Origin of the sequence: Psychrobacter sp. YGAH215 (assembly GCF_007280595.1) — a bacterium.
GTDB classification, from domain to species: domain Bacteria; phylum Pseudomonadota; class Gammaproteobacteria; order Pseudomonadales; family Moraxellaceae; genus Psychrobacter; species Psychrobacter faecalis.
The window spans coordinates 120,348-127,707 of record NZ_VKLR01000009.1 but is presented as its reverse complement, the minus strand read 5'-3'; the positions used below and the strand labels follow the sequence as shown (position 1 = coordinate 127,707).

Annotated in this window: 8 protein-coding genes and 1 pseudogene; 6 read left to right on the top strand and 3 right to left on the bottom strand. The window is 44.5% G+C overall.

The window, feature by feature from the left end; translation table 11 throughout:
- Positions 1-93: 93 nt before the first annotated feature.
- The 5 genes and pseudogenes from FOR85_RS12960 to arsJ form a co-directional block, all read left to right on the top strand.
- Positions 94-366, top strand: a pseudogene (locus FOR85_RS12960) (hypothetical protein); the annotation flags it as partial.
- 3 nt (positions 367-369) lie between these two features.
- Positions 370-789, top strand: coding sequence for a metalloregulator ArsR/SmtB family transcription factor (locus FOR85_RS12900; RefSeq protein WP_263390476.1), 420 nt, complete (start codon positions 370-372; stop codon positions 787-789).
- Positions 790-824: 35 nt separating this feature from the next.
- Complete coding sequence (gene arsB, locus FOR85_RS05525) at positions 825-1,847, top strand: ACR3 family arsenite efflux transporter (protein WP_144297051.1); 1,023 nt, start codon at positions 825-827, stop codon at positions 1,845-1,847.
- A gap of 53 nt (positions 1,848-1,900) precedes the next feature.
- Positions 1,901-2,911 (top strand): ArsJ-associated glyceraldehyde-3-phosphate dehydrogenase, encoded by a 1,011-nt coding sequence (locus tag FOR85_RS05520; RefSeq protein WP_144297050.1) that lies wholly within the window; start codon positions 1,901-1,903, stop codon positions 2,909-2,911.
- 2 nt (positions 2,912-2,913) lie between these two features.
- Positions 2,914-4,146: an organoarsenical effux MFS transporter ArsJ gene (arsJ, locus tag FOR85_RS05515; RefSeq protein WP_144297049.1), complete on the top strand. Its 1,233-nt coding sequence runs from the start codon at positions 2,914-2,916 to the stop codon at positions 4,144-4,146.
- Positions 4,147-4,318: 172 nt separating this feature from the next.
- Here arsJ and FOR85_RS05510 read toward each other — a convergent pair whose 3' ends face one another.
- From FOR85_RS05510 to FOR85_RS05500, 3 genes are all read right to left on the bottom strand, one after another.
- Positions 4,319-4,588: a universal stress protein gene (locus FOR85_RS05510; protein ID WP_144297048.1), complete on the bottom strand. Its 270-nt coding sequence runs from the start codon at positions 4,586-4,588 to the stop codon at positions 4,319-4,321.
- Between the two features lie 93 nt (positions 4,589-4,681).
- Complete coding sequence (locus FOR85_RS05505; RefSeq protein WP_144297047.1) at positions 4,682-5,596, bottom strand: MBL fold metallo-hydrolase; 915 nt, start codon at positions 5,594-5,596, stop codon at positions 4,682-4,684.
- Positions 5,597-5,660: 64 nt separating this feature from the next.
- Positions 5,661-6,209, bottom strand: a complete 549-nt coding sequence (locus FOR85_RS05500; RefSeq protein ID WP_144297046.1) for a cysteine hydrolase family protein — start codon at positions 6,207-6,209, stop codon at positions 5,661-5,663.
- Between the two features lie 106 nt (positions 6,210-6,315).
- On the opposite strand from FOR85_RS05500, the gene FOR85_RS05495 reads away from it, so the two are divergent.
- Positions 6,316-7,296 carry a GlxA family transcriptional regulator gene (locus FOR85_RS05495; RefSeq protein ID WP_144297045.1) on the top strand — a complete coding sequence of 327 codons (981 nt, stop codon included), beginning with the start codon at positions 6,316-6,318 and terminating at the stop codon, positions 7,294-7,296.
- Positions 7,297-7,360: the final 64 nt, after the last annotated feature.

The following is a 7,360-nucleotide window of genomic DNA, read 5'->3' as shown; positions in this document are numbered from 1 at the left end:
TTCAGGGGTATAGTTTCGTGTTTTCATTGTCGTATTCTCTCAGAAAGTTGAGTCTCCGACAATCTCGGGGCGGTTCATTTCTATGATGTCTATAGCGCAGGTATAGAAAAAGGCGAAGTAGATGAACGAACCATTCAAGCCTTAGAAAGGTTCGACTTCGACGCCAGTGGCTTAAGATCCAAGCACGTTGACGAGTTTGAAAGCCAGTTTTTTGACTACGTCATTACTTTATGCGAAAAGGCCAGTACCGAATGCCGAAGCTACCCCAATACGGCCAAGCAACTGGCGTGGGATATCCCTGACCCAAAAACACGTGCTGGCAGTCATCCCTTTACCACTACCTTGAGTGAATTAAACAGTCGCTTAACGATGTTTCTGTCTGTAGAAAAACATAACCTCACAAAGACTGCCGTCAATACAGAAGACACGGCATCATCTGACTTTGATCCCATTACCTTTTACAAAAGCTTGACGGATGACGTTCGACTCAAAGCGTTGATGCTGATCGAATATCATGGTGAGCTGTGTGTGTGCGAATTGATGGAAGCCTTGGAAGAGGACAGTCAGCCCAAAATCTCACGCAATCTTGCTGTGTTAAAAAAGGCAAACGTCATCACTGATCGAAAACACGGTCAGTGGGTATTTTATCGTATCAATCCTGAGTTACCTGTATGGGCAAAGATTGTGGTTGCAAAAACCACAGAAAACAACACTCACTTAATTGAGCGTGAGATAGAGCGGTTAAATGTCATGCAAAACAGACCTGACAGAGCCGGTTTTTGTAAATAATTAATAAATAACTATCAAACATTAAGAGAATCGTAATGGGCATTTTTGAGCGCTATCTATCGGTCTGGGTGGGTTTAAGTATTATTCTTGGCGTGGTGATGGGTTTATGGCAACCTGATTTATTTCAGTTAGTTGCAAACCTTGAGATCGCTCATGTCAATCTTGTTATCGCGGTATTCATTTGGGTCATGATTTATCCCATGATGGTACAGATAGACTTTTCTGCCATTAAAGATGTGGGTAAAAATCCAAAAGGATTGTTTTTAACAATCGTTATTAACTGGTTTATTAAGCCTTTTACTATGGCCGGTCTAGGCTGGTTATTTTTTAATATTTTCTTTGCCAATTTGGTGGATCCAGCATCGGCTCAAGAGTATATTGCGGGAATGATTTTATTAGGCGTGGCGCCTTGTACGGCCATGGTCTTTGTCTGGTCACAGCTGACCAAAGGTGATCCCAATTACACCTTGATACAAGTGTCCGTTAATGACGTCATCATGATATTTGCCTTTGCGCCTATTACCGCTTTTTTGTTAGGCGTTAGCGATATTCAGGTGCCATGGGAGACGTTAATCATCTCTGTGGTGCTTTATGTTCTGCTTCCTTTGATTGCTGGTGTACTGACCCGCAATATGCTCAATAAGCGCCGTGATAAAGCGGCACTGGATAATCTATTGTCAGTGCTTAAACCTTGGTCAATGGTAGGTTTACTCGCCACTGTGGTTCTGCTCTTCGGCTTTCAAGCTGAAACCATCGTCAGTAAACCTCAAATTATTGGGCTGATTGCCATTCCTCTCATCATTCAAACTTATGGCATTTTTGTGATTGCCTACATCGCTGCCATGTGGTTAAAACTTCCGCATAACATCGCAGGTCCTGCTTGTTTGATAGGCACGTCTAACTTTTTTGAGCTGGCTGTTGCGGTGGCTATCTCGCTTTTTGGATTACATTCAGGCGCTGCACTGGCGACTGTCGTCGGCGTGTTGGTTGAAGTGCCTGTGATGTTATCGCTAGTTTATATTATCAACCGCACACAACATTGGTTTAAAAAAACCTAAGCATTTTTAATATTTTTTTCTGATAACACTTGGACAAGATAAAGGACAATTTTATGACAATCAAAGTAGGTATCAATGGTTTTGGACGTATGGGACGCTTGACCATGCGCGCGGCATTTGACTGGGATGACATTGAGATCGTCCACATCAATGATCCGGCGGGCGACGCTAAGACCCTTGCGCATTTGATGACGTTTGATTCTGTGCATGGTCGCTGGCATCACGACGCTACCCACGAAGGCACGTCCATGATTATCAATGGCAAAGCCATTCCTTGTACGCAAAACAAAGCGACCGAAGACACCGACTGGTCACTATGCGATGTGGTCATCGAAGCCTCAGGAAAGATAAAAACCAAGGCTTTACTACAAGCGTATTTAGACCAAGGGGTCAAACGCGTCGTCGTCACAGCCCCTGTCAAAGAAGAAGGCGTGTTAAACATCGTCATGGGCGTGAACGAGCATTTATATGATAAAGACATCTATCCCATTGTGACTGCTGCCTCTTGTACCACCAACTGCCTAGCGCCTGTGGTTAAAGTGATGCACGAGAAAATAGGCATCAAGCATGGCTCGATGACCACCATTCATGACATTACCAATACCCAAACGATACTAGATGCACCGCATAAAGACTTACGCCGGGCACGTGCTTGCGGTATGAGCCTTATCCCAACCACGACAGGCTCTGCGACTGCCATTACGCATATCTTCCCTGAATTAAAAGGTAAGCTAAACGGTCATGCCATTCGTGTGCCTTTGGCTAATGCTTCGCTGACCGACTGTGTGTTTGAAATGGCGCGTGGCACCACGGTTGAGGAAGTCAATGAACTACTTAAACAAGCATCTGAAACTGAGCTAAAAGACATATTGGGCTTTGAGACACGTCCACTGGTATCGATTGATTATAAAACCGATCCACGTTCAAGTATCGTTGATGCGCTATCGACGATGGTCGTCAACGATACCCAAGTAAAGCTCTACGTTTGGTACGACAATGAGTGGGGTTACGCCAATAGAACGGCTGAATTGGTCCAAATGGTTGGTCTAGCAGATAAGGGTTAATCATGGGACTGCTATCCGTTACGGATTTATCGTCGCAAGTGAAGCAATACTTAGTCATCACTGGCAACTATTGGGCATTTACCTTAACGGATGGCGCATTGCGAATGCTCGTTGTGCTGCATTTTTATCAGTTAGGCTATAGTCCACTAAGCATTGCGATGCTATTTTTGTTTTATGAGATTTTTGGGGTTATCACCAATCTGGTTGGTGGTTGGCTTGGCACCAGTCTTGGGCTCAACAAAACCATGAATATTGGATTGGCCATACAAATTGTCGCCCTTGCCATGCTCGCTGTACCTGCTGATATGCTCACCGTGGTTTATGTGATGATCGCCCAAGCCTTATCAGGTATCGCCAAAGACTTGAATAAAATGAGTGCCAAAAGCGCAATCAAACTGCTGGTGCCCAAAAATGCTGAGAGTAAGCTGTATCAATGGGTAGCGATCCTCACAGGATCTAAAAACGCACTAAAAGGTGTTGGCTTTTTTATCGGTGGTTTGCTACTGACCTTGATTGGATTCAAAGGCGCTATGATACTGATGGCATCACTTTTGGCCATCGTCTGGGTGTTTAGTTTAATAGTCTTAAAAGAAGACATCGGCAAAGCCACCAACAAACCCAAATTTAAAGACATTTTTTCTAAAAGTCCTGCTATCAATATCCTCTCTGCGGCTCGGCTGTTTTTGTTTGGGGCAAGAGACGTATGGTTTGTGGTGGCCCTCCCGGTGTTTTTGGCAGCGACTTTTGACTGGAGTCACTGGTGGGTCGGCAGTTTTATGGCCAGCTGGGTCATCGGTTATGGCATCGTCCAGTCGGTTGCACCTTACTTTACAGGTAAGAAAAAAGGCGTGTTACCAACGGGTCGCGCAGCCTTTTTGTGGGCAAGCTATCTGACGTTTATTCCTGCTGCCATCGCGCTGGCCTTATACTTTGATTTTTATATTCAAGCATCGGTTATTCTTGGCTTGCTGATATTTGGCGTGGTTTTCGCCGTCAATTCCTCGTTACACAGCTATCTGATCGTCAGCTATGCTGATAGTGATGGCGTGTCATTGGATGTGGGGTTTTACTATATGGCAAACGCGATGGGCAGATTGATTGGTACGGTGCTGTCAGGTTGGGTCTACCAAGAATTTGGTTTAGAGGCGTGTCTTTGGATATCGAGTGCGTTTGTGGCAATCGCCGCGTTACTATCACTAAAACTGCCTAATACGTACAAAGCGGCGGTATACTAATTATATTTTTATCAATGAATCTGTTGTCTATTTAAAATCAAAACACACTTATGATGATATAGAGCTGGGATAAAACTCTTGCCACTTGCTGCGCTGGTATATGCAGCAGTGGTAAAGTTTTTATCCTAGCCCTACTGTATTCGTTTTCTAATGAATTGGCTACACTAAGAAGTTAGCGAACCAAAATTACTGGTGATAGCGTCTTAGCAATGATTTTTGTCGTAGTACTGCCAACAAATAACTGTTGGAATTTAGAATGTCCGTAAGCGCCAATGACAATAATATCGACCGCATTTTGCTTTTGAAAAGCCAATAATCCATCAACAGCATCGGAGGCAGACACATGATGTGCGTCTACTGTAAAGCCTGCTGCTGTTAGCTGCTCAGTTGCTAGTGATAGGCTTTTTTTGGAGGTCGCATCCTCATTACCTGGCATATTCATAAACTGTCTCAGTTATGCAGTGTTTATTATATGTGGCAACACACTTTGAGCATTGCCACACAGGGAAGCTTCTAAAAATTGACTTCTAAAGAACTAGAATTTATAGGTTTGACCATCATTAGGAACAAGCGCACGCTGTTTGTCTAAGTGTTTTTCTTCGATAAAACGGCGCAGCTCTGCCTTCGACAGTGCGCCATGATTGACCGTATCCATGTGCACATTAACTATCTGAGCATTAGGTGAGAATTGATACGCACGGTATACATCGTCTTTACCCATAATAATAGAGTCATCGACAAAGGTAGACAGCTTTGCATAGCCTGTATTAAGGATGACCGCATCAGGCTTGTAGCGAGTCAGCGCATTCTCTACGTCTTTATTCCAAATGGTATCCCCTACTACATAGACGGTCTTGTAGTTTGGCTTTTGGAACACAATACCCATCGTTTTACCAAGTGCCTGAGCAAGCGCTGGAACTTTGTACATCTCATCAGTGCCATGCTGTCCGATGGTTTTATTGATTCTAGTGCCTTTAAACACCACCCCTTGCTCTGTCAACACTCTGACATCGGTAAAGCCATCTTTACGCACGATTGCCGCATCGGCTTCATTTTGGGTAAAAATTGGCATATTACGAGGGACCAGGTTGCGTGCAGCATCGTCCCAATGATCCGCATGTAGATGGGTTAAAATAATGGCGTCAGCCTTTAGTACCTCTGCAACAGATACCGGCAAATCTACCATTGGATAGCGTATTTGGCTATTTAACGTATCTGCAAACCCTGGATAAGCGTTTTTAGCCGCGAGCATCGGATCGACTAAAAACGTGGTACCGTCATAATCGAGCTTGATCGTGGCATTACGGATTTGCTGAAATTCCACCGTATTAGTCGCCGTCTGTTTGTCAGCGTTAGGATTAGCCGCTGGAGTGGCAAAGGTGGTACATGCGGTTAACAACATCACGCCACTTAACAGCGTGGTACTGGTGAGCGATTTCGCTATATTCATAATTTGATGCCTTATTGATGAGTCTATATTATGAGTTAATAATGGTTTGCTTAAAAACTTATGACTAACGCGCAATCCAAGTTTGGGTGTCAATCACTTCGCCATATAGAAACTCAATCGCTGCCATAATGGTGGCATGAGCATGAGCTGCGGGTACGGTCGTGCCATTAAATTCAAGATCAAGCGTGGCACAGGCATCATGGATGGTGGTCGTTGTATAGCCAAAGTCAACCGCAGCACGAACGGTTGCATCAATACACATGTGGCTCATGGCGCCAATCACGGTAACGTCTTTGATGTCTTCTTTATCAAGCAGATCTTTAAGAGAGGTCTCACGAAACGAATTGGGGTAATGCTTCACAACAACGGCTTCACCTTCTATAGGCTTTACTTTCTCATTGATTTCTACACCATCAGTACCAGGCGTAAAGATTGGTGCGTCAGCAGAAGGCATTTCATGACGAACATGAATGACGGTATGGCCTTTTTCTCTAGCAGACTCAATCACCAAAGCTGCATTATCAGCGGCTTCATTAATACCAACGAGTGATAATTTACCTTGCGGAAAATACTCATTTTGAATATCGACAACGATCAGTGCTTTTGTGCTCATGATGATTCCTTTTTTTATCAAAGTGACTGTATAGGCGTCTATTTTACAAGCTCTGTGCTACACTAACGAGTGGCTACATCGACACATAAGAGGTTAATAACGACATATGAATCAAAAACATGCTATTGAAATAGGCTTGATTGTCTATGAGAAAGCACAAATGGCGGCCATCCTTGGGCTGACTGACTTACTGATGGTGGCCAGTAAAATCGCTGCCAAACATCAAGATACAACGGATCTGCCTTTACAGGTCAGTCACTGGGAAATTAAGGGTTCTAATCTGCGTCCTACCTGCAATTTTTCGAGCAATCCTGATGGCTCAGGAAGGTTAGCAGCTATCATCATTCCACCCACGTTAGAGACGCCAATTGCAAAGCAAGCAGCGGCACCATGGCTGGAATGGCTTCGAAAGCAGCATTCGACAGGGGTGATACTGTCATCCGTCTGCGCCGGTGCTTTTTTACTGGGCGAGACGGGACTCCTATCCAAACGCAAAGCAACGACGCATTGGGGTTATGTAGAAGAGTTTGAACAGCGCTTCCCTGATGTCGATCTGGATGTCGATCGCATTATTATCGAAGACGGTGATATTGTGACCGCTGGTGGCGCGATGGCTTGGACGGACTTGGGGCTTAGGATGGTTGACCGCTTTCTTGGCTCACAGGTCATGAATGAGGCCGCTCGTGCATTGTTAATTGACCCCTCAAGGCGTGAACAATGCTATTACAGTGCGTTTTCTCCCAACCTCACTCATGGTGATGCCGCCATACTAAAGGTGCAGCATTGGCTACAAAAAACAGAAGCACGGGTTATTGATTTATCCACCCTAGCCAGTTGTGCGCAGTTAGAGGAGCGCACTTTTCTGCGCCGTTTCCATAAGGCGACGGGCATGACATCAACAGAATACTGTCAGCGATTACGCATTGGTAGTGCAAAAGACTTTCTACAGTTCTCTTTAATGCCTGTTGAGCAAATAGCGTGGAAGGTGGGTTATAGTGATGTTAGTGCATTTCGTAAAATATTTAAGCGCATTGTTGGTTTGACCCCTAGCGAATATCGGCGCAGATTTACTCTGGATGAAGAGTGATAGGTTTAGGCGATTTCTGGATTAAAGGTAGGTGCATTGACTGCTTGTAGGCAGGAGATAGGTT